The organism is Xylocopilactobacillus apicola (genome assembly GCF_033095985.1).
GTDB lineage: Bacteria > Bacillota > Bacilli > Lactobacillales > Lactobacillaceae > Xylocopilactobacillus > Xylocopilactobacillus apicola.
Genome location: NZ_AP026802.1, coordinates 1,863,740 through 1,883,689, shown reverse-complemented (window position 1 = coordinate 1,883,689; position 19,950 = coordinate 1,863,740). Strand labels below are relative to the sequence as shown.

At 39.6% G+C, this 19,950-nt stretch carries 21 protein-coding genes and 2 pseudogenes; 13 read left to right on the top strand and 10 right to left on the bottom strand.

The features are described from left to right. Positions 1–116 precede the first annotated feature (116 nt). Both R8495_RS09125 and R8495_RS09120 read right to left on the bottom strand, forming a co-directional pair. Positions 117–2,690, bottom strand: a complete 2,574-nt coding sequence (locus tag R8495_RS09125) for an excinuclease ABC subunit UvrA (RefSeq protein ID WP_317635165.1) — start codon at positions 2,688–2,690, stop codon at positions 117–119. Beyond that, entirely contained in the window at positions 2,620–3,228 is a 609-nt protein-coding gene (locus R8495_RS09120) for a sugar O-acetyltransferase (protein ID WP_317635164.1), read from the bottom strand. The genes R8495_RS09125 and R8495_RS09120 overlap by 71 nt, the downstream gene beginning before the upstream one ends. A gap of 99 nt (positions 3,229–3,327) precedes the next feature. On the opposite strand from R8495_RS09120, the pseudogene R8495_RS09115 reads away from it, so the two are divergent. Further along, positions 3,328–3,774, top strand: a pseudogene (locus tag R8495_RS09115) (HIT family protein). Here the strand turns inward: R8495_RS09115 and R8495_RS09110 are convergent. Beyond that, positions 3,754–4,614 carry a ribokinase gene (locus tag R8495_RS09110; RefSeq protein ID WP_317635163.1) on the bottom strand — a complete coding sequence of 287 codons (861 nt, stop codon included), beginning with the start codon at positions 4,612–4,614 and terminating at the stop codon, positions 3,754–3,756. The pseudogene R8495_RS09115 and the gene R8495_RS09110 overlap by 21 nt on opposite strands. A 51-nt stretch (positions 4,615–4,665) precedes the next feature. Beyond that, positions 4,666–5,817, bottom strand: a complete 1,152-nt coding sequence (locus R8495_RS09105; protein WP_317635162.1) for an MFS transporter — start codon at positions 5,815–5,817, stop codon at positions 4,666–4,668. A gap of 117 nt (positions 5,818–5,934) precedes the next feature. Between R8495_RS09105 and R8495_RS09100 the strand changes: the two genes are divergently transcribed. Beyond that, the gene (locus tag R8495_RS09100; RefSeq protein WP_317635161.1) at positions 5,935–6,804 is read left to right on the top strand and encodes a LysR family transcriptional regulator; all 870 of its coding nucleotides are present in this window, start codon (positions 5,935–5,937) and stop codon (positions 6,802–6,804) included. A 45-nt stretch (positions 6,805–6,849) separates the two neighbouring features. Then, positions 6,850–7,191 (top strand): carboxymuconolactone decarboxylase family protein, encoded by a 342-nt coding sequence (locus R8495_RS09095; protein WP_317635160.1) that lies wholly within the window; start codon positions 6,850–6,852, stop codon positions 7,189–7,191. A gap of 16 nt (positions 7,192–7,207) precedes the next feature. Here the strand turns inward: R8495_RS09095 and R8495_RS09090 are convergent, their stop codons facing one another. Beyond that, positions 7,208–8,425 (bottom strand): MFS transporter, encoded by a 1,218-nt coding sequence (locus tag R8495_RS09090; RefSeq protein ID WP_317635159.1) that lies wholly within the window; start codon positions 8,423–8,425, stop codon positions 7,208–7,210. Between the two features lie 225 nt (positions 8,426–8,650). Between R8495_RS09090 and pyrF the strand changes: the two genes are divergently transcribed. The 4 genes from pyrF to R8495_RS09070 all read left to right on the top strand — a co-directional run bounded on the left by pyrF (position 8,651) and on the right by R8495_RS09070 (position 12,299). Beyond that, the gene (gene pyrF, locus R8495_RS09085; protein ID WP_317635158.1) at positions 8,651–9,370 is read left to right on the top strand and encodes an orotidine-5'-phosphate decarboxylase; all 720 of its coding nucleotides are present in this window, start codon (positions 8,651–8,653) and stop codon (positions 9,368–9,370) included. Between the two features lie 3 nt (positions 9,371–9,373). Then, positions 9,374–10,000, top strand: a complete 627-nt coding sequence (gene pyrE / locus R8495_RS09080) for an orotate phosphoribosyltransferase (RefSeq protein WP_317635157.1) — start codon at positions 9,374–9,376, stop codon at positions 9,998–10,000. A gap of 119 nt (positions 10,001–10,119) precedes the next feature. Further along, complete coding sequence (locus R8495_RS09075) at positions 10,120–11,427, top strand: PTS transporter subunit EIIC (RefSeq protein WP_317635156.1); 1,308 nt, start codon at positions 10,120–10,122, stop codon at positions 11,425–11,427. After that, positions 11,424–12,299 carry an alpha/beta hydrolase gene (locus R8495_RS09070; protein WP_317635155.1) on the top strand — a complete coding sequence of 292 codons (876 nt, stop codon included), beginning with the start codon at positions 11,424–11,426 and terminating at the stop codon, positions 12,297–12,299. Before R8495_RS09075 ends, R8495_RS09070 begins: the two co-directional genes overlap by 4 nt. Before the next feature lie 3 nt (positions 12,300–12,302). Here R8495_RS09070 and R8495_RS09065 read toward each other — a convergent pair whose 3' ends face one another. From R8495_RS09065 to R8495_RS09050, 4 genes are read right to left on the bottom strand one after another with little or no spacing between them, the layout of a single operon-like run. Beyond that, entirely contained in the window at positions 12,303–13,850 is a 1,548-nt protein-coding gene (locus R8495_RS09065; RefSeq protein ID WP_317635154.1) for an ABC transporter ATP-binding protein, read from the bottom strand. 46 nt (positions 13,851–13,896) lie between these two features. Then, complete coding sequence (locus tag R8495_RS09060) at positions 13,897–14,634, bottom strand: ABC transporter ATP-binding protein (RefSeq protein ID WP_317635153.1); 738 nt, start codon at positions 14,632–14,634, stop codon at positions 13,897–13,899. A gap of 38 nt (positions 14,635–14,672) precedes the next feature. Next, positions 14,673–15,473 (bottom strand): DUF1129 domain-containing protein, encoded by an 801-nt coding sequence (locus tag R8495_RS09055; protein WP_317635152.1) that lies wholly within the window; start codon positions 15,471–15,473, stop codon positions 14,673–14,675. Continuing rightward, positions 15,463–15,807, bottom strand: coding sequence for a PadR family transcriptional regulator (locus R8495_RS09050; RefSeq protein WP_317635151.1), 345 nt, complete (start codon positions 15,805–15,807; stop codon positions 15,463–15,465). The genes R8495_RS09055 and R8495_RS09050 overlap by 11 nt, the downstream gene beginning before the upstream one ends. A gap of 144 nt (positions 15,808–15,951) precedes the next feature. Here R8495_RS09050 and R8495_RS09045 point away from each other — a divergent pair, with 144 nt between their 5' ends. The 6 genes and pseudogenes from R8495_RS09045 to R8495_RS09020 form a co-directional block, all read left to right on the top strand. After that, entirely contained in the window at positions 15,952–16,374 is a 423-nt protein-coding gene (locus tag R8495_RS09045; RefSeq protein WP_317635150.1) for a MerR family transcriptional regulator, read from the top strand. 13 nt (positions 16,375–16,387) lie between these two features. Further along, positions 16,388–16,798, top strand: a complete 411-nt coding sequence (locus R8495_RS09040; RefSeq protein ID WP_317635149.1) for a cupin domain-containing protein — start codon at positions 16,388–16,390, stop codon at positions 16,796–16,798. Then, the gene (locus tag R8495_RS09035) at positions 16,795–17,112 is read left to right on the top strand and encodes a carboxymuconolactone decarboxylase family protein (RefSeq protein WP_317636625.1); all 318 of its coding nucleotides are present in this window, start codon (positions 16,795–16,797) and stop codon (positions 17,110–17,112) included. The genes R8495_RS09040 and R8495_RS09035 overlap by 4 nt, the downstream gene beginning before the upstream one ends. A gap of 69 nt (positions 17,113–17,181) precedes the next feature. Then, the gene (locus R8495_RS09030) at positions 17,182–17,679 is read left to right on the top strand and encodes a Panacea domain-containing protein (RefSeq protein ID WP_317635148.1); all 498 of its coding nucleotides are present in this window, start codon (positions 17,182–17,184) and stop codon (positions 17,677–17,679) included. Then, positions 17,670–18,098 (top strand): hypothetical protein, encoded by a 429-nt coding sequence (locus R8495_RS09025; protein WP_317635147.1) that lies wholly within the window; start codon positions 17,670–17,672, stop codon positions 18,096–18,098. Before R8495_RS09030 ends, R8495_RS09025 begins: the two co-directional genes overlap by 10 nt. A 41-nt stretch (positions 18,099–18,139) precedes the next feature. After that, positions 18,140–18,595 (top strand): annotated as a pseudogene (locus tag R8495_RS09020) (GNAT family N-acetyltransferase); the annotation flags it as partial. 386 nt (positions 18,596–18,981) lie between these two features. Here R8495_RS09020 and R8495_RS09015 read toward each other — a convergent pair. Next, entirely contained in the window at positions 18,982–19,911 is a 930-nt protein-coding gene (locus R8495_RS09015) for a hypothetical protein (RefSeq protein ID WP_317635145.1), read from the bottom strand. Positions 19,912–19,950: the final 39 nt, after the last annotated feature.

Below are 19,950 nucleotides of genomic sequence, written 5' to 3'. Positions count from 1 at the left end.
TTTTTTTAGTTCGGATTTCCATAATAATTTTTATGTTTTTCCAAAAAAATAAAGAAACATCCTCTTAAATCGAAAGTTAGTTTTCGAGAAAAAAGGATATTTCTAATATTTTTTACTTATCTTTTATAAGAGAAAAGTTTGAATTTATTAGCATGAGCTGCTAAGTAACGAGTGGTTAGACTTTGAGGGCTCTTAATCAAATCTAGCGGATTACCCTGTGCCACAATTTTGCCACCTCTGTCACCCCCGCGCGGACCTAGGTCAAGCAACTCGTCTGCATTAATCATCAAGTCAAGGTCATGGGTAATAACGATTATTGTTGCGCCATTATCGCAAAGACGCTCGATAATTTTAAGAAGAACTTGAACATCTAGTGGGTGAAGTCCAATAGTCGGTTCGTCAAAAACGAAAAGCGTATTTTGCTGTTTCTTATTGAGATGTTTGACTATTTTAAGTCTTTGTGCTTCGCCACCAGATAAACTAGGAGTCGTTTCACCGAGATGAAGATATTCAAGGCCGACAGCCTTTAATTGTTTTAGAACTTGTTCAATTGGCGGAATTTCGGCCAAAACGGGGAGGGCTTCAGTAACTGATAAATTCAAAAGATCAACAATTGAATAATTGTTCCATTTAATTTCTTGAATCTCGGGATTAAAGCGTGTTCCCTGACAATAAGGGCACACTTCCTCTAAGTCGGGCAGAAATTGGATATCTAAACTAATCGTCCCAACTCCGCCGCAATGAGGACAAGCTCCTTCTTTATTATTGTAGGAAAAACTACTAATTGTGTAGTTGCGCTTTTTTGAATCCGGTAAGTCGGCAAAAAGTTTGCGTAAGTTGTCCATTATTTTGGTATATGTTGCAACGGTTGAACGAGAATTTTTGCCCACAGGACTTGCATCAACGCTTACGACGTTTTTTAGATTGGTTTGAAGCTTATCAACATGTGCCGGAAGATTATGCGGAGATTTAATCGATGGTACAAGACTATCAAGAATCAGAGTAGTTTTCCCGGCACCCGAAAATCCTGTAACAGCTGTAATTTGTTGTTCAGGGATGGAAACTTTCAAATTGTGGAGATTAAAATGATCATTAATCTCAATTTGAGTTCTAGCTGACGTGATATTTTCAGCTGGCTTTTTGTTTATTAGAATATCTGCTTTACCTGAAATAAAGGGACCAATCTTAGATAGAGGATTCTTAGGTAAATATTTCGGAGTGCCGGATGCAATGACTTGCCCCCCTGCATCTCCCGAGCCAGGACCAATTTCAATAATCCAATCAGAAGCCGCGATTAGATCTACTTCGTGATCAACGACAACCAGAGAGTTGCCTTGGGCGACAAGGGAGCGTAGAACGTGAAGCAAACCTTCGATATTTGCCGGATGTAATCCAATTGAAGGCTCGTCTAAAACGTAAAGCACGCCCGTTGTTTCAGTTCTTAAAGTTCGAGCCAACTGGATGCGCTGTAATTCACCGGTTGAAAGACTGTTGCCGCTGCGGTTTAAATTAAGGTAATCAAGTCCCAATTCAATTAGCGGGCGCAGGTTGTCGTCGAAATCGGCAAAAAGTGTTTCAGCCAGTGTTTTCATATTAGCAGGAAGAGAGTTTTTAGTTTTTTCTTCCCAAGCTGGAAGTTGCCCAAGTTCTAGTTCGGCAACTTCGGCAATATTAAGACCTGCGACGAGAGTCGTTAGAAGTTCGGGATTTAGCCTTGAACCGTGACAAACTGGACAGGTTGAAAAATGGAAAAATTTATTGATTTGCGCAATTGAACGTTCATTGGTTCTCGTTTTTAGCGAGTCGTAAACTGCATTATAAGCATTCTCATAAAGAGCATGATCCATATGAAAAATCCGGCCTTTGCCAGTTGGAATTTCAATTGCAACATGCTGTCTTTCTCCGTGTAAAACGATCTCTTTTTCTTTAGCGCTAAGGTCTTTATATGGCACGTCAATTCGGACGCCAAGGTAACTAGCAACCGTTGGCATGAAATTTCGACCAGGTAGATGCCAAGATGCGACCGCTCCTTCTTTAATTGTAAGATTATCATCAGCAATTAAGCGACTTTCGTCTAATGTGCGAGTGACCCCGAGTCCGTGGCATTCAGAACATGCGCCTGCAGCGTTAAATGCGTAATCTTCTGCGCTTTTTGCTTTGAACTTGACAGCGCAAGTTGGACAAGTGATTACTCCCATGCGTTCACCGGTATAATCCATTGCTTGAGCAATCTTGATCGTGGGATCAAGTCGATGTCCGTTAGGACAGACAACAGAGCCCAACCGTGAGAATATTAGCCGCACTAAATTAAACACCTCCGTTAGTGAACCAACTGTCGAACGTTCATTTGGAATTGTTGGTCGTTGACGTAAAGCCAGGGCGGCAGGAATGTGTTTGACTGTTTGGACATTTGTTCGCTTGTTTTGACCGATTCTTCGCCGCGTATAAGTCGATAGTGCTTCAAGATATCGACGTGATCCTTCAGCGTAGAGAATTCCCATCGCAAGTGAACTTTTGCCTGAGCCAGAAAGACCGGAAATAGCGACAAATTGATTGAGAGGAATATCCAGATCAATGTTTTTTAAATTATTGACTTTGCCGCCTCGTACTTCAATGTGATCAATTTTCACGTCGTTCTTTTTCCTTTTGCCAATAAATTTGATCTTCTTTAGTGATTGGGCGCAACACATGGCAAGGGTTACCCACCGCAATTACATTATCTGGGAGATCTTTAGTTACGACCGATCCTGAACCGATTACGACATTATTGCCAATCGTTACACCAGGGTTGATGACGGTGTTGCCGCCAATCCAAACGTTATCGCCAATTACAATCGGATATCCATATTCAAGTCCCGAGTTACGAATTTCTGCGTCGACCGGATGTCCTGCAGTATAAATACCAACTCGCGGACCACAAAGGACATTGTTGCCAATAGTGATCGGAGCAACGTCTAGGAAAATACAGTCATAATTGGCATAAAAATTTTCGCCAATAGTAGTATGAATACCGTAATCAGTGTGAAAAGGTGGTTCAATGTAAATTTTCTCGCCAGTGGCTTTAAAAAGTTCTTTCAATAGTTTAGTTCTTAGTTCTCGATCAAACTCAGTTGTTTGGTTAAAAGTTCTACTTAAACGTCGTGCTCTGGCACCAGCCTCGCGAGCAATTGGATCAATACCCGCGTGATACAGCTTTCCACTTAACATATTATCTAATTCTTTACCCAAAATTAAACTCCTCAACTCTTTTTTCATTTATTATGAACTATAACGTTCAAGAGTAAAAGAGCTGCCCAAAAAATGGCAGCTGTCGATTAGGAGCTAGAAATGTGTGAAATTTGTCGTCGAATTGAGTTGATCCAAAGCCAACAAAACCCATACTTTGTTAGAGAGTTACAGACGGGATATGTTGTAATCGGGGATCATCAGTAATTTAAAGGTTACACGTTGTTTCTATTTAAAGAGCACGTGACCCAGATTGATCAACTTCCTTACAATATAAAATTAAAATTTCTTGATGAAATGAGTTTGGTGGGAATGGCTGTTCGTGAGGCTTTTAAAGCTGATCAGATGAACTACGAACTTCTTGGAAATGGAGATGCCCATCTGCATTGGCATTTATTTGCTCGCCACGCCGGAGATCTTGTGCCGCCAGGTCCTGTTTGGTGGCTCGATCGTTCAATTATGTTTGCTGAAGACAACGATCCGAATTCAATTGAACTTACTCAGCTAAAAGATGATCTCAATCAGTCCTTAACTGATCTCGGATTCTAGGGTGGCTCGATCGATTAACCCAGTTGTAGCGCCCAGTGCCTCAGTGTTTTTGCCGCCAACGATATTGCCGATTTGGAGGCATTTTTTAAGCGGATAATCGTTTGAAAGACCAAAAACAAAGCCGCCGACAAAGGCATCACCTGCACCAGTTGTATCAACAACGTTCAGATTTTTTAATGAGGGAACTAGATGTTCTTGTCCATTTTCGACAAAAGTTGCGCCAAGGCTGCCTTTAGTGGTAATGATTTTCGTTGACGGGGCAGGATTTTGCTTGGAAATTAGCGCCGCTTCCGTATCATTTGGAATCAAGTAGTCGATAAATGGTAGAATGCGAGGTTCAAATTTATCAACGGGTGCAGGATTTAAAATCACAGTTTTGCCCTCGTTGTGAGCCCATTTAGCAATCGCAAAATTTAGACTCGGTGCGATCTCACATTGTAGTAAGATCAAATCGAAATCATTTAACTGAGCGATAATTTTATCTTCATACGCAGGAGTCGACTCCATATTACAGCCGGAGAAAACCATAATCCGATTGTCGTGATCAAAGTTGATGACCGTAGCAAAACCAGAACGCATCTCTGACCAGCTGATTGCAGTTGCAAGTTTTTCTTTTTCAAAGTTAGCGGCCATTTGTTGTCCGTAATTGTCTGAACCGAGACGGACGAAAAATTTAACGTCACCACCTAAACGGTTGATAGCAATCGCTTGATTTGATCCTTTGCCGCCAAAAGTGGTCTGGTAATCTTTTCCTAAAACAGTTTCTCCCGCGGCAGGGAAGCGATCAGTGCTCAAAATCAAATCAATATTGGCGCTGCCAATTACGGCAATTTTTTTCATATATACTACTCCTAAACGTTATTTAAACCCAATATAACAAAATCGAGGAAATTAAACCAGCGCAATATTACGCCAAATGATCATAAAGAAAGTAAAAATAGCTAAGAAAATTCCTGCTAGTGGCAAAATCCCGATTCCCCATTTGCCCAAAATTAGCCCGCCGATGGTAGTTCCAATCGTAATTCCGACGTTTCCTAGTGAGATGAAAAGACCATTGGCGAGATTTAATGAATTTGGTAGTGCGGAAGAAATTAAGTATTGCTGGGTATTATTTCCTATTCCATAAATAGCGCCCCAAATTATAATTAATCCAAACATCCAAATATATTGCTGGCTCAACACAGGTTCTAAGATATAAATCATTGCCAAGATGATGGGCGCGATTGCAACGAATTTTTGGGGAGATCGACTAAGTCCAAAGCCTGCAATGAAATTGCCACAAATACTAGCAAGTCCAAAAATGAAAAGAGCAGAGCTTAATTGATTAGCCTCAAAGCGAGCAACTTGGCTAAGATAGTCAGAGACATAGCTATAAACGCAAGACATCGCGGCGGCTAAGCTAATGGTGGCAAGTCCAGAAACCCAAACGTTTTTCCGTTTGATTACTTGTCGAAGTGCTACTTCATTGCTCGTTATTTTAGTTATCTGACTGTCTTTTGGCAAAAATAGGTTATTTAGGATAACTGACAATAAACTAACGATAGCTAGAAAATACATCGCGCTGGCATAAGAAAAGTGATTGGCAATGATCGTGGTAACAGGAGTTCCCACAACCATCCCAGAAGATACCCCCATCATAACCAACGATACAGCTTTGGGTGCCTCTTTTGGCGCCACCGAGTTGCTCGCAAGAGTTAAAGCATACGAACAATAGACAGGATGAAAAATTGCGGGAATGATGCGGGCAATTAGCGCGATCGTAAAATTATTGGTATTAGCCGAGATGATGTTTGATAAAACGAAGATCCAAAGAGTGAAGAGAAGGACTCGTTTGATTTTAAATTTCCCCATCACGACTGGCATAATGGGACCAGAAATGGAAATTGTTAAGGCAAACAGGCTAACTAACAAGCCTGCGCCACTGATTCCAATCCCAAAATGTTTCGAGATTACCGGTAAAATTCCAACAATTCCAACCTCTGTGTTTAAGATGCTAAAAGTTCCAAAGGCTAAAGTGAAAATTAAGAGTTTATGATTCTTCACAGTAAATTAGCTCCTTATTTATTGATTGAACTCATCTTACCTAATTTGTTTTTTGATGTAAAATACTTATAATTAGTAGATAACGATACCCAAATTGCATATAAAAGGAATTGATCGATGGAAACACGAGTGTTAGAGTATTTTTTAAAAGTTGCGCAGTTGGGCAATGTCTCGAAAGCTGCGCGGCAACTTCACGTTACTCAGCCAAATTTAAGCCGTCAAATTCAGAAATTAGAAAAAGATTTAAATGTTCAATTGTTTGAGCGCCAGAGTCGGCTGATGGTGTTGACGAGTGCTGGGAAAATTTTTCAAGAACGAGCTAAACAAATTATTGATTTATCTGTCAAAGCGCAGCGTGACGTCTTGCAAGAAAATGATTTGCGTGGTGAAATCGCGATTGGCTGTGTTGAATCAAAGATTGTTCAGTTATTAAGCCAAGCAATTGTGAATTTTCAAGAAATCGCTCCTAACGTCAAATTTAGTTTATACGACGCTGATTGTGATGATATTCGCGAGAAGATCGATAATGGACTGCTCGATCTCGGATTTTTGCTGGCGCCTGTTGAGGCAGCAAAGTATGAACAGCTGAAATTAGGGATGAAAGATTATTGGGGCATTGTAGTACCAGATAATTCAAGTTGGGCGCAAAAAAAAGGCCTCAGCTTGACTGAATTAGCTGATCTGCCTTTAATAGTTCCTCGACGCACCATTGTTAAAGAAGAAATCGTTTCGTGGCTTAACCACGAATTAAATATTGTTGGTTCGCAGAATTTACTAAGCAATACTTTGCCGCTAGTGATGGCCGGTTGGGGTTATGCAATGTGTTCAGCAGGTTCTTTTGTTGAACGTCCTGCAGCAGGATTAACTTTTGTCCCGATTCAACCAGCCAAAGAAATTGATCACCTCTTGATCTGGCGCAAAAATTTTGTGATGACACCGGCTGTGAAAGCTTTTGTAAAGTCAATTAAAGAAATAGATTGCATGTAAAGCGCTTTCGTAGTATAATCTAACCATATATGGAGGGTATCGATTATGGTAGATTATCAAAGTGATTACAAACAGGCAGAAGAGGAGTCAGCAGTACTGCAAGAAGCGCTCCCTGAAGAAATGGCTAAGTTTGGTGAACTAGCTCAACTTATGCTGGCGCCTGGGGCGCTGGATAGGAAAACTAAAGAGTTGATTGCAGTCGGGATTGCAGTTTCTGTGCGCTGCGAGGGATGTATTCGCGGACATGTGAAAAACAGTTTAGAAAGTGGCGCAACATTTGAAGAATTATCAGAAGTAGTGAAAGTTGCGATCTTAATGGGTGGCGGACCATCGACCGCTTATGGTGCAAAAGCTCTATCAATTGCTAAATATCTGCAAAACAAATAGTGCGATTGCACTTTTTTTATGCTTTGTTTGAGATGTTGAGTCCTTTAAGGGCAGGGATTGAAAACATGACGCAAAGGCTCAAAACGTAAAGCAGGGAAAGAAAACCCATCGTGACAGTTAAATTGGAATGATCCATTAGAAATCCGATGACGACAGAGGAGAAGCCGCCAATTGCGCGGCCGACGTTCACGATTAGATTGTTGGCGGTGGCCCGGATATGAGTTGGATAAAGACGGGAAATGATGGCTCCATATCCGCCAAACATGCCGTTTGAGAAAAATCCCAGAACGGCACCTGCTAAAATCAGAGTCAATTCGTTGGTAGCCAAAGTGATTAGAAATACTGAAACAGCAGAGCCAACCAGAAAAATGCTATAAGCCATCCGAGGTCCGAGCCGGTCAAGGATTGTGCCAAAAACCATCATCCCAATAGACATTCCAATAATTGTGGCAATCATCCAAATTGAAGAGCCAGAGACGTTGATATGAAGCTGCTTTTGCATGATAGACGGCAGCCAGTTCATAAGCCCAAAATAGCCTGCAATCTGGACAACAACCATGAACATTAAGGCAATCGTTTGATAAGATTGTTTTTTGGTAGTAAAAAGTTCAGCCAAACTAATTTTTTCTTTGGTTTCATTTGATTTTTGGCTGGCAAGAAATTCGGGGCTTTCTTGTAGACTGTGGCGGACGAGAAATGCTAGAACGACAGGCAATAGTCCAAAAAGAAACAAGGTGTTCCAGCCAAAACGCGGAATGATGACCGCCGCCATTACTGCTGCAAAGATTGCTCCAACTTGTCCGCCAACAGCAGCAATGCTCGTGATGCGGCCAACCTTATTTTTTGGAAAATTTTCGGCAATTAGCGCAATTCCCACGCCGTATTCGCCACCTGCTCCAATACCTGCGATAAACCTCAATAGATAAATTACCCCGATATCCTTGGCAAAATACATGCCAGCAGTTGCGAAGGCAAAAATAAAGATCGTATAGGAAAAGGTCTTAACCCTTCCAATACGATCTCCTAATAAACCGAATATTACGCCACCAACTAACATTCCAAGATTGGTGATTGATGAAATTAACCCTGCAGCAGCACCACTAATCCTAAGAGTGGAAATGATAGGTGTGAGAGCAAAAGAGAGAAACATGATATCCATATTTTCTAAAGCAAATCCCGCACTAGTTGACAGAACTGTCTGTCTTTGATTGCGGGAAGTTGATTGTTGTTCCATTGATCAAACCTCCAAAAATTAAATTAATGGCATCCTGCGCAGATTGCACTGGGAAAAATTTTGCCATAAATTATATCGCGATGCAAGCATTATTTTTTTCTTGACCAAAATTAGTTAATAGCGTAACCTTGATACAAATAAAAACGGGTCCCGTGCGGCCATAAAATTGATTAAGGGCTTTGGCACGAGGTCGCCATGGTTCTTTTTTTGAGCAGAAAGGATAAGATGGATAATCCAGTAATTATCGCACTTGATTTTGTCAGTGCTAAAGAGACCGTTAACTTTCTTAAACATTTTGCAAGTGAGCAGGATTTGTGGGTTAAAGTTGGCATGGAATTGTTTTATGGAGAAGGTCCAGGGTTAATTAAATACTTACGTAGCGAAGGATTGCATGTTTTCCTCGATTTAAAGATTTATGATATTCCGAACACTGTAAAACAGGCAATGAAGCAAATTGGTCAGCTGGGAGTTGAGCTGACGACAGTTACTGGTTTAGGTGGATCCCAAATGATCGCAGCAGCTAAAGAAGGATTGCTCTTGGGTGCGGCAGAGGCCAGTTTGGTGACACCAAAGCTTCTAGCAATCACTCAGTTGACCTCGATGAATGAAGAGGCAATGCATCAAACGCTGCAAAATGATCAGTGTTCGATGGAGGCTTCGGTCAAGCATTTGGCCCAATTGGCAGCTTCTGCTGGAGCTGATGGGGTCATTAGTTCAGCTTTAGAAGCACCAGAAATTCATCAACAAATTTCAAAAGATTTTTTGAGCATCAATCCGGGAATCAGGCTGCAAAGTGATGCACTAGACGATCAAGCGCGAGTGGTGACCCCTGCTCAAGCACATGACTTAGGTAGTAACGGAATTGTGGTAGGTCGCACAATCACAAGGTCTAGTGATCCGCTAGCCGCGTATAAGGCAGTTAAAAGCGATTTTCGAAGGGAGTAAACGATGAATATTGAACAACAAATTGCACGGGACCTTTTAACGATAAAAGCAGTGACTTTGTCAACGAATGAACCATTTCAGTGGGTTAGCGGGATTAAGGCACCGATTTATACGGACAATCGGCTCACGATTGGTTATCCAGATGTTAGAATGCACATCTCTTGCGGGCTGGCACGCTTAATTGTTGAAAAATTTCCGAATGTGAGTGCGATTGGCGGCGTGGTGACAGCCGGGATTCCTCATGCGACAAGCGTTGCTGATCGGCTGGGATTGCCACTTTGTTACATTCGCTCTGAACCAAAAGATCACGGTAAAGGCAAGCAAATCGAAGGTCATTTGGCAAAAGATGCCAAAATTGTCTTAATTGATGATTTGATTTCTACCGGTGGTAGCGTCTTAAAAGCTGCACAAGCGCTCAAGCAAGCCGGTTATGAGGTCTTAGGAGTTGCCGCAATTTTCAGTTATGAACTGCCTAGTGGAAATAAAAATTTCACGGAAGCAGGCCTGCCGCTTGCGACTTTAACGAATTATTCGACCCTAATTGAAGAGGCGCAAAAAGAAAAAATTTTAACTCCCGAAGAGAAAAAAGAACTTTTGACTTGGCGCGAAGACCCTTGGAGCTGGGGTTGATTACTAATCTGACTTTTTGTCAGATTTTTTTAGGTAAAAATTTACATTATTTCTGAAACTACAGCTTAAACTAGTGTATGATATCACTACATAATGAAAGATGGGTAAGTATATTGAGGTTGCTGAGTAAGATCACGGATAAAACCGTTCGACTGAATCATCGCATTGCATGCCTGAAACCTTATCAAGCAGTGATGCAAACTTTTTCAACTCTTTTTCCTTTTATTCTCTTAGGAAGTTTTATTAAGTATATACACCAGGCCGTGTTTACGCGCGATGGTTTTTTTGCGAGCGTTTATCAAGTTGAGAAATGGTTCCCGTTTTATCATCAACTCAGCATTATGTTTAATGGACTTGAAATAGTAACAGTTAGCATGACGGCTCTTGTGGCTACGTTGGTTTCAGCTAAATTTTTGGCAAAATTGCTTCATGACGATGATAATATCGTTGGTATTTGCGGCTTGTTTGTGACTTTTTTGCTTAATTTTAATTATAATCTGCTGGATAACTCGACGGGAGATAATCGAAATTTACTATATCTCACCAATTTTGATTTTCGATATGTTTTTATCGGGATCTTGACAGGGCTGGGAGTTGCTTATTACTATCACTTTTTAGTTTGGACACGCAATCGAATTTGGCAAAGTCGCCGCGACGATCATGATGGTGTCCGTTCAATATTTCCAATCACAGTTATATTGATGTCAGCGGCGCTCTTAAGCTATGTCCTTAATCTTTCATCACAAAAAAATATAACCAATTTGTTTACAAACTTAGTCAATTTGCCAGTGTCCAAATTTAAGCACACGATGGTTTTTATTTACTTTATTTCGTTAGTTAATGGGTTACTCTCTTTTGTGGGATTTTCTGTTTCTCTTACTTCGGTGACGATGGGCGTTAATAGTACCGCTAGCGCTGCTAATTTAGATTATGCGCTGACTCATAAAAATCTTTTTGGAGTCCCAAATCCGGTAACTCTGCACACCATGTATGAAACTTATGGCAATTTTGGTGGTACGGGGTTAACTTTGGGTTTAATCATTGCGATTTTACTTTTTTCCCGCCAGCGAAATTTGCGGCAAGTGGCGAAGCTAAGTTTAATTCCCACTGGTCTTGGTTCGGTGAATTCTCCAGTGATGGTTGGAATTCCGATTCTCTTTAATCCGATTTTGTTAATCCCTTATCTAGTGTCGCCGCTTGTTAGTATGGCAATTGCTTGGATTTTCATCAATTTTAAGTGGATGCCGCCCGCGGTTTATCGAGTCCCCCAAACGACCCCGAGTTTTTTGTTGGGATTTCTTGGCACCAATGGTAATTGGGTTGCATTGTTTGTCAGTGTTTTGTGTATCTTGGCCTCTGTCGCTGTATATTTTCCATTTTTAAAAATCTTAGAACATTATCACCAATTTGAAAGAAATAAAGAATGAAAACTATAAAATATATTGGGATTTTCTTTGGAACTTTAATAATTTTTCTGGGAATGGCGATCCCTAGTTATAATTGGATGCGCAGTAACGTTAGTTCAGCTCGCGATATTCATAATTCCCGGTTGTCGCCCGTGATTTTTATCCCAGGAAGTGATGCTTCGGTTGACCGTTTTGATAAGTTGTTTGAAGAGTTTAACAGTCAAACTAACAAGCATAGTATTATAAAAATTACAGTGAAGAAGAATGATAATCTAGTTGTGTCTGGTAAATTATCACCGCGTGATCTTCAGCCTTTCTTTGTAGTCGGCTTTGAAAATAACGCTGATGGTTATAACAATATAAAAAAGCAGGCGCGCTGGTTTAGTCTCGCAATGAAATACCTGCGCTCCCACTACTTCTTTAACAATTTTTCTGGTGTCGGCCATTCAAACGGGGGGCTTATATATACAACTTACCTTGAAAAATATTTTAATGAAAATAACTTGGATATTAAGTCACTTGTTACTATCGGGACCCCATACAATTTTAGTGAAACTGACGTTGAAAAAAGGACTCAGATGCTTGATAACATGGTGGAAGATCGCAAGTCGCTTCCAAAAAATCTAATCGTTTATTCGATTGCCGGAACTAAAAATTATACCGATGATGGGATTGTTCCGTCGCAAAGTGTGGAAGCAGGAAAATTTATTTTTCAAGATCAGGTGAAAAATTACACTCTAATTACAGTGACTGGTAACAATTCTGATCATTCGGATTTGGTGCGCAATCCGCAGGTGGTTCAAATTATCCGGAGTAACACTTTAATGAATAATTTGCGGCAGCAAAATCCGGGAGATGGTTTTCCAACTGGTCAAAAAACAGAAAAGCAGTAGAGCTCAGGCGCGAATTCGAAATTTTTTGGGCGCCAAGAAATAAATCAGCATGGTGCCGATAGAAACGTATCCTAAAGTGAAAACTGCAATGAAAATTGCATAGCCATAACCAGAAAAATGTTCGCGTAAGAAAAGATAGGAAATCCAATACATTGCGCCGTCGATTATTTTATAAAGCGGACTCACGACTTTTAAGTCGCTTGTAAATGGCTGTAGAAGGTAGTAGATAAAAAGTTCGTGAAAGGAAAAGAATAGAGTCAGGCCAGCTAGCTCAAGAGCGAGGACGAAATAAAATAGAACAGAAACCTTAATTGCGGGGACAATTAGGAGCCCCAGAAATAGAATGAAAATCAATCCGCTAATGATTCCATTATAAAGAATGGTTTGGCGGAAACGGAAAAAGAAGCCTTTTAAGATCGCTTTGGGTTGGCGGTAAAAAGGATAATATAACATTGCGGCGTCACAGTTAACAAAGAGGAGCTGAACAATTGGTCGGCCAAAAGAAGCAAGGTAGCAAAGGAAGAAGAGCATACCGTAGATGTTGGTGAGTTGTTCTTCTTTTATTGTTCCTAGAAGGTGGATCCGATTAAAAACGACTAAGCTCACTAGGATTAAGACCCCTGCACCCGCGATCGATAAAAGGCGCAGTTTAAGCATTTTATTGAGCTCGGGGCGAAACCGCGCAAATAAAAGGGAGTTGAGGTAATTATTGCCTGAACTTTTTTTAGAAATTTGCATTGTAGGCTCAAGACGAAGGCTTTTCTCTAAATTGAGGCCATTTGCGAAATATTGATCAGTGTCGTCTAATTTTAACTGAATTCCTTTATTTTTCATCTGGTTCATGTGGCTGATAAATTGAGTTTCGGCGGGAAATTTCAGCCAATAGATAACGCAAAGCACCGCCAGCAGCCAACTAATCAGAGCGCCAAGGGGAGAGAATAGAGACGTAGCCAGATTTTCTAGCTGACCAAAGAGGACTAAGCCCAGCGGGGTCAGGTAAACGATCAGAGCATAGAGGATAATTGGCAGTTTGTTCTTATTTTGCAGTTGCCACCAAAAACGTGAGCTGGCTTGATTCCAGGCAAGAAGGAAGGCATAAGCGCCAGTTGAAGCTACAACCAGCCAGAAGTTTTGGACTATTAGCCCGATCAATAAGAGTGGGATCAAAGAAGCAGTGAGGTTTTTGCGCAGGGATACTCCGAGAGTGAGCGCTTGGATTGTATTTTTTTGATCAAGATGAAAGTTATCGATCAGTGTTAAGGCGTCATTCTCAATGAGATATTTACGCGGCATTAATTCGACCAAAGAAATTAAGATCAGCCAAATTAGCACGGTGCTGGTTGATCCTGCGATGTCGCGTTTCAAAATGAAATCTGAATAAAACAGCATCCCGAGGAGAGCAATCAGAAAGGTCAAACCGCCAAAGAATAAGTGCATCAGGAAACGGAAAATCGCACAAACGACCGTCAGAAATTTTTTGAGCGGACGATAGCGGTAAACATGAGGAGTAATATGTCGGCCGATGAAAGGGATCCGGCGGACAAAATACAAAAATCCATTGACCCACTCGGCGATTTTGACTTGGTAGGCGAAGATGTTAGTTTTGATCATCGTTGATTTCATCAGTTAACCTTTCGATTACGGCGTTTTCAAAAGCTTCGGAGTGCAGATCGAGCCCTGGAAGTTCTTCAAGTTGTTGATGGTGCAACAAGACGACTTGATCGCAGAGATTTTGCGCCAGCTGCATGATATGAGTTGAGAAAATGATGACTGAATCTTGCTTCATGCTGACAATGAGCTGCTGCATCTCGTGGGCCGCGACTACATCAACGGTCGTGAGCGGTTCGTCTAGTAATAGAACCGGCGGTTTCAACATTAAAGCTACAACCAGTTGCAGTTTATTTAACATTCCCTGTGAGTAATCGCGCAAAAGCTTATTGGCATCATCAGCGCTTAGCCCAGCCAGTTCTAGATACTCGCGCGGTTTTTGCGATGAGTTCACGTTCATTAGCCGTTGGCTGTTAATTTGAGTGAAAAAAGTAACAAATTCTCTCGCAGTCATAAAACTAGGCAAATGCGGCTGCGTATAAACCATTTCGACCGCGAGATCAGGATAGTCACCAGTTAATCCTGCCCCTTCATCAGAGTCAATCTGGATTTCGCCCGCGTCGAAGGGGATATTGCGGGCAATTAGATTGAATAACGTTGATTTACCCGAACCGTTTCGCCCTAAAAGACCATAAATTTGCCCTTGGGAAAAATCGAAGTTAGCATTTTCGAAAATAATTTTTTGGTCGAACTTTTTAGAGAGATCATGGATTTGTAATTGTTTCATTTAAAGACTCCTTTTTCTAATTCTAACTGAACGACCAGTTATTTACGATCTTTTTTAATGACAAAAGCACTCATCAAATAGAAAAGAAGTGTTATAAAAGTAAAAGTTACAGTAATTATTGTTTTTCCAGTTGTTGTTTCGTTTAGAAAATTACCAATTACTGGAAGTCTCATTGCAATCGCTAATAGAGCGATTCCGACGCCGAACATTAGCATCGGCCAGGCCAAGATTTCCTTGCTAGATTTGATCAATCCGACCGTTAATAAAATCAGAATGATGACAATACCCAACCAGTCGTTAAGTTTGAAGTGCAGGGGTGTCTTAACAAAAATGGGAATTAGAAATCCTGGGATTATGGCGCCAGCGCTAATAATGATGGACCAAAATTCAGATCGCTTTTGGTAGATCGTTTCTCCTAAAAATTTAAAATAACAAACAATGAGGAGTGCAAAGTAGCAACCATTTATGAGCATTGCTCCGAGATCCACGGGGGTTTTGACGCTAACCAGGGCAGGAAGAATTGAAGTTAAAACAGTTGTGGCAAATACAATTAAAATGAGTTTAATCAATGAGGTAGGCTGCAGCGGAGTTTCTTGTAAAATTTGATCAGCCAGCTCTTGGGGATTTTTGCCGAAGTATTCTGCAGCTGAGACCCCATCTTTTTGGGCATCGATCAGATCTTGCAGGATTTCCATGAGCTGACGCTCAAGTGCGCTTTCGTTTTTAGTCAGGCCTTTTAGGCGCATGTACAACAACAGATCCTCGTAATATTTTTGATTTTCTTGGTTTAATTGTTTGCGTAATTGGTTATTTTGGTTGATCAAATCTTTAGTTTTCATCGGTTGATTCCTCGTTAATTAATTTTGTGACGCTTGCGGCCAGTTGATTCCACTGTTCAATGAAATCGGCTTTGGCTGCTTGACCAGCTGATGTAATAAAAAAATATTTGCGATCGGGTCCTTCGTCGGAAGGTTTCATTCTGCCCTCAATCAGCCCGTTTTTCTCCATGGTCGCCAAGAGTGGATAAATCGTACCTTTGGGAATTTCACTGAGGCCGTAATGATTGAGCTTGGTGCTCAGTCCGTATCCATACTCCGGTTCCTGGGCCAGAATCATTAGCATGACTCCTTGCAAGGTTCCTTTGAGCAGCTGAGTGCTGAGTTTATGGTTCATCAATGCTCCTTTCTTACTAGTTTGTAATGCATACCAGTAGTGTAAAATATTTTTACTAGTTTGTAAAGCATACTAGTGAAATTTTTCCTTGACTTAGAGTATGCTCTAAGAAGTAAACTCTAAGTGTTAAGAAAGGATTGCGAAATGGAAGAAGTAACGCAAAAATATAGCATCGGTGAATTTGCCCAGCAAGTCGGATTGTCGCCTTATACTTTACGCTATTACGAAAATGAAGGTCTAGTTAAACCAAAAAGAGATGAGGCAGATCGGCGCTATTACGACGAAACGGATCGCCGCTGGGTAGCATTTTTGCTTCATTTAAAGGGAACTGGCATGTCAATCACGCAGTTAAAAACTTACGTTAAACTTAGGGCGCAAGGTGACGCGACAATTCCTGCGCGTCTGCAGTTGCTGGGGGAAGTGAAGCAAAAATGTCTCGACGAGATAGCGCAAGTTGAGGAGAACTTAACAGTACTTAATCGTAAAATGGATTGGTATGCGGAGAAAATGGCTGGAAGCATTCCTGATGATGAAGATTTTGAACGTTACTTAGCCCGTTTTCGCTGATAGGTGTATCGATATGGCAAAAAATGAAGATGTAAAGAATGGGGTAATTTTCCCAGTTGGTGACAAAAATGATGCTTATGCCCAATATTTTGTTGGTCAAAGCTATTTAGCAAATTTAGTTCGTGACCCTGAAGTTAGCGTCGGGGTGGGAAATGTTACTTTTGAACCGGGATGTCGGAACAATTGGCACATTCACCACGATGGCTTTCAGCTGCTTCTAGTAACCGGTGGTGAAGGCTGGTATCAAGAATGGGGTCAGCCCGCACGTCACTTAAAGCCTGGAGACGTCGTCGTAACTCATGACGGAGTTAAGCATTGGCATGGAGCGACCAAAGATAGCTGGTTTGAACATATCGCAATTACCGCTGGGACGCCTGAGTGGTTGGAGCCAGTAACAGATGAAGAATATGAAGGAGTTGAATAATGAAAAAACAAACCGCTGGACGTGAACGATTGGGAGATTTTGCCCCGAAATTTGCGGAGCTAAATGATGATGTTTTATTTGGGGAAGTGTGGTCAAGAGAAGATAGGTTGTCTCCTCGTGATCGGAGTATGATTACCTGTGCTAGTTTAATGTCACAAGGATTATTTCCGCAATTGGAATCTCACATGAAAATCGCAAAGCAAAATGGCGTCACTAAAGATGAGATGGTCGAACTAATCACTCATCTGGCATTTTATGCTGGGTGGCCGAAAGCTTGGTCAGCATTTAATTTAGCGAAAGAAATCTTTGATTAAGAGTCAGCCGGGAGGCTGGCTTTTTTGGTATGATATACTAATGTTAGAAAAAGGTTTAAGGAGAAAATCATGTACAGGAGCCAGCAAATTGCCGATTGGTTTATTGCTCAAAATCGAGCTGAGTTAAGATTAGATGATAGTGCTGAACCAATTACTAATATGAAACTACAAAAATTGATGTACTTTGCTCAGGGAATCTGCTTGGCAGTACATGATAAAAGACTTTTCGATGATCAGATCTATGCTTTTAAACACGGTCCTGTTGTGAAAGGAATTAGAGAAAAGTACCGTGGGAAATATTTGCCAGAGTTGACCGATCAAATTTCAGATCAAAGGGCAATTGAACTAGCAGATAACTTTGATTTAATTTCAACTGATCAAAGTGCTTCCGAGGTTTTGAATATTACATGGCAAAAGTATGGGAAATATACAGCTAGTTATCTAAGAGAGTTATCGCATGATCAAAAAGGACCATGGGAAAAATCCTATTGCGAAGATAAAGAATGGATTAAGATTGATAATCAAGAGATTAAAAATTATTTTAAAGAATACATTATATGTCAATAAAAGTACAAAAAAATGAAACTCAGATTCATTGGGTTGAAGAATTGCGGCAAGCGAACGATTTGAGAATTTCTTGGAACTTTTCCTTTCTATTTTCAGAATCAAAATATAATTTTGAAAATAATGAATTAGATCATCGAGCACTTGTGAAAAAATTAGTAGATATTAATAAAAGAACTCTAGTTGGATTTTTAAATTTACCAGCTGCTAGCGGTGTAGAGTTCCTTGATCCAAGAAAAATTAAGGGAAAACTAGCTAATAAACCTGTACCTCAAGAATTTCTTAAGAAAAGAGAGGACCATGCTGGAAAATCGTTCTTTTCAATTAGACTTTCTCAAAAATCACGAATAATAGGTAAAAGAATTGATAATACTTTTTACATTTTTGGAGTCGATTTAAATCATGAATTATATAAAGGTTAGGATGATTTTCCGATGAAAATAAACATCCAGCAGCCAAGTTTTGGAAACCGGCATTTAGTGATCGAATGGAAAAGTGGGACGCACCTTATTTTAATGATCAGTTTCCAAGCTTAGAAGTTTTTTAAAACGACGATTATTATTATGAAAATCCATTATTTCAAGTAATTATGGTTGATGATCAGATGATCGGATGTGTGACGGCTTACTATGAAGACGGCGATTTAAAACGCTGGCTTGAAGTTGGAATTATAATTTATCAAAGCCATCAGTGGCAAAAAGGAATCGGAAAAGCTGCTTTAAGTAAGTGGATTGATCAATTGTGGAAAACTACCGATCTACCGCATTTGGGACTTACAACTTGGTCAGGCAATACCCGGATGATTCATTTAGCCGAAAGTTTAGGAATGAAGCAAGAAGCCTGTGTTAGAAAAGTTCGATACTGGCAAGATCAGTATTGGGATAGCGTGAAGTACGGGATTCTTCGTAAATCCGATTAATCATTAAAATTCGTGAAACGTTATTTTTAAATAAATTCCAAACACTTGGAAAAATACTTCTAGGATAATGTCGTTCTAAATTTATTGGTATATTCGTATCAAGCAAGTAATTTACTATTTTAAACTCTCGTCCAGTAAATTTGTCGATCTTTTTACCCGGTATTTTTAATCTAATACCAATTAATGAAGCGGCGTCCGTTTATTTAAGGTTACAGTTTTTTGCATACGTAGCAATATTCATAAATCTTTTATCATTTAGTCATAAAACATTATTATAGATGTTAGGGTCGTTGATCTTTGGTAACTTTAACTCTAATTTCTTTTTGTGGATTAGGATCATTAGAAGCTTTCACTAAACAATAATTATATGTTTAATTTATATATTATCATTTTTCACTCTGATAATATTCATTAAAAACGTGAGCAATTCCTCCTAATAAACTATCACACATTTGCTTAGAAGTTTTACCTTTATTATGATGGTCTACGCTATTACGGAGCATAAATATTGATTTTAAAAATTTAACATCGCGAATATTTAAAGATATTGGAGGTTGTTTTAATTGATTAAGATAATCAGATAAGGTAGGATCATTAGGAAAACTTTTTGGCCTACCATAATGCTTAACAACGGTTAAATCTAATATGAATTCTAGACAAGTACCTAATCCAGCAGCAGCAAGAAACCAATGCCCTTTTTCATAAGCCCAGAGAGAATCAGTAAGTTCATCTTTAAATTCGGGATCTTTAATAGTATTTATAATTTTAGGTATTTCGAATTGATCCACAAAAAATTTATTTTGTTCAAAATTAAAATTAATTTGAGTTTCAGTAGTATTTAATTTGTTTGTTGCTTCCGTATACTCTGCATTAAAAAAAGAATAAACCCAATCAGTAGCTGCGCATTCAACAATTGTTTTATTTGAATTATTTTGTGGAAAAATTCGATTTCCTTGAAGGCTTGAAGAAATTAGTTTTGCGTTTTCTAAATCTATTGATAAAATTCCGTCTTGGATCAATAAACCAAGTATTTCTTTTGAACCAAAGGCATTACTGTATCTGAGCGAAAGAGTTTTTTCATCATCGATGTTTAATAGATGTAGTTTATCTGACTTAATGCTTTTATAGGCAAATCCAATCCAATCATCAAAAAATATATTTTTATAGGATTTTTTGTAATGTATTATCCAAATATCTAAAAAACGATCTTGTTTCCAATAAAAATAATTATTTTCTTCATTTACTTGAAGTTTTTTTAATTCTTTGTTATAAATATTTTTCATTTCTTGTAAAGTAGAGATTTCTTTAGTGTTCATACATTTGATCCTATTAGTACATAAATAAGTTTTTGAGTC

Bases quoted from the DNA above. Each gene is read 5' to 3' on its own strand.
- R8495_RS09050 (WP_317635151.1), bottom strand. From the start codon at position 15,807: ATGAACCATAAACTCAGCACTCAGCTGCTCAAAGGAACCTTGCAAGGA.
- R8495_RS09025 (WP_317635147.1), top strand. From the start codon at position 17,670: ATGTCAATAAAAGTACAAAAAAATGAAACTCAGATTCATTGGGTTGAA.
- R8495_RS09095 (WP_317635160.1), top strand. From the start codon at position 6,850: ATGGTAGATTATCAAAGTGATTACAAACAGGCAGAAGAGGAGTCAGCA.
- R8495_RS09090 (WP_317635159.1), bottom strand. From the start codon at position 8,425: ATGGAACAACAATCAACTTCCCGCAATCAAAGACAGACAGTTCTGTCA.
- R8495_RS09060 (WP_317635153.1), bottom strand. From the start codon at position 14,634: ATGAAACAATTACAAATCCATGATCTCTCTAAAAAGTTCGACCAAAAA.
- pyrF (WP_317635158.1), top strand. From the start codon at position 8,651: ATGGATAATCCAGTAATTATCGCACTTGATTTTGTCAGTGCTAAAGAG.
- R8495_RS09070 (WP_317635155.1), top strand. From the start codon at position 11,424: ATGAAAACTATAAAATATATTGGGATTTTCTTTGGAACTTTAATAATT.
- R8495_RS09015 (WP_317635145.1), bottom strand. From the start codon at position 19,911: ATGAACACTAAAGAAATCTCTACTTTACAAGAAATGAAAAATATTTAT.
- pyrE (WP_317635157.1), top strand. From the start codon at position 9,374: ATGAATATTGAACAACAAATTGCACGGGACCTTTTAACGATAAAAGCA.
- R8495_RS09110 (WP_317635163.1), bottom strand. From the start codon at position 4,614: ATGAAAAAAATTGCCGTAATTGGCAGCGCCAATATTGATTTGATTTTG.
- R8495_RS09040 (WP_317635149.1), top strand. From the start codon at position 16,388: ATGGCAAAAAATGAAGATGTAAAGAATGGGGTAATTTTCCCAGTTGGT.
- R8495_RS09045 (WP_317635150.1), top strand. From the start codon at position 15,952: ATGGAAGAAGTAACGCAAAAATATAGCATCGGTGAATTTGCCCAGCAA.
- R8495_RS09030 (WP_317635148.1), top strand. From the start codon at position 17,182: ATGTACAGGAGCCAGCAAATTGCCGATTGGTTTATTGCTCAAAATCGA.
- R8495_RS09055 (WP_317635152.1), bottom strand. From the start codon at position 15,473: ATGAAAACTAAAGATTTGATCAACCAAAATAACCAATTACGCAAACAA.
- R8495_RS09125 (WP_317635165.1), bottom strand. From the start codon at position 2,690: ATGTGTTGCGCCCAATCACTAAAGAAGATCAAATTTATTGGCAAAAGG.
- R8495_RS09100 (WP_317635161.1), top strand. From the start codon at position 5,935: ATGGAAACACGAGTGTTAGAGTATTTTTTAAAAGTTGCGCAGTTGGGC.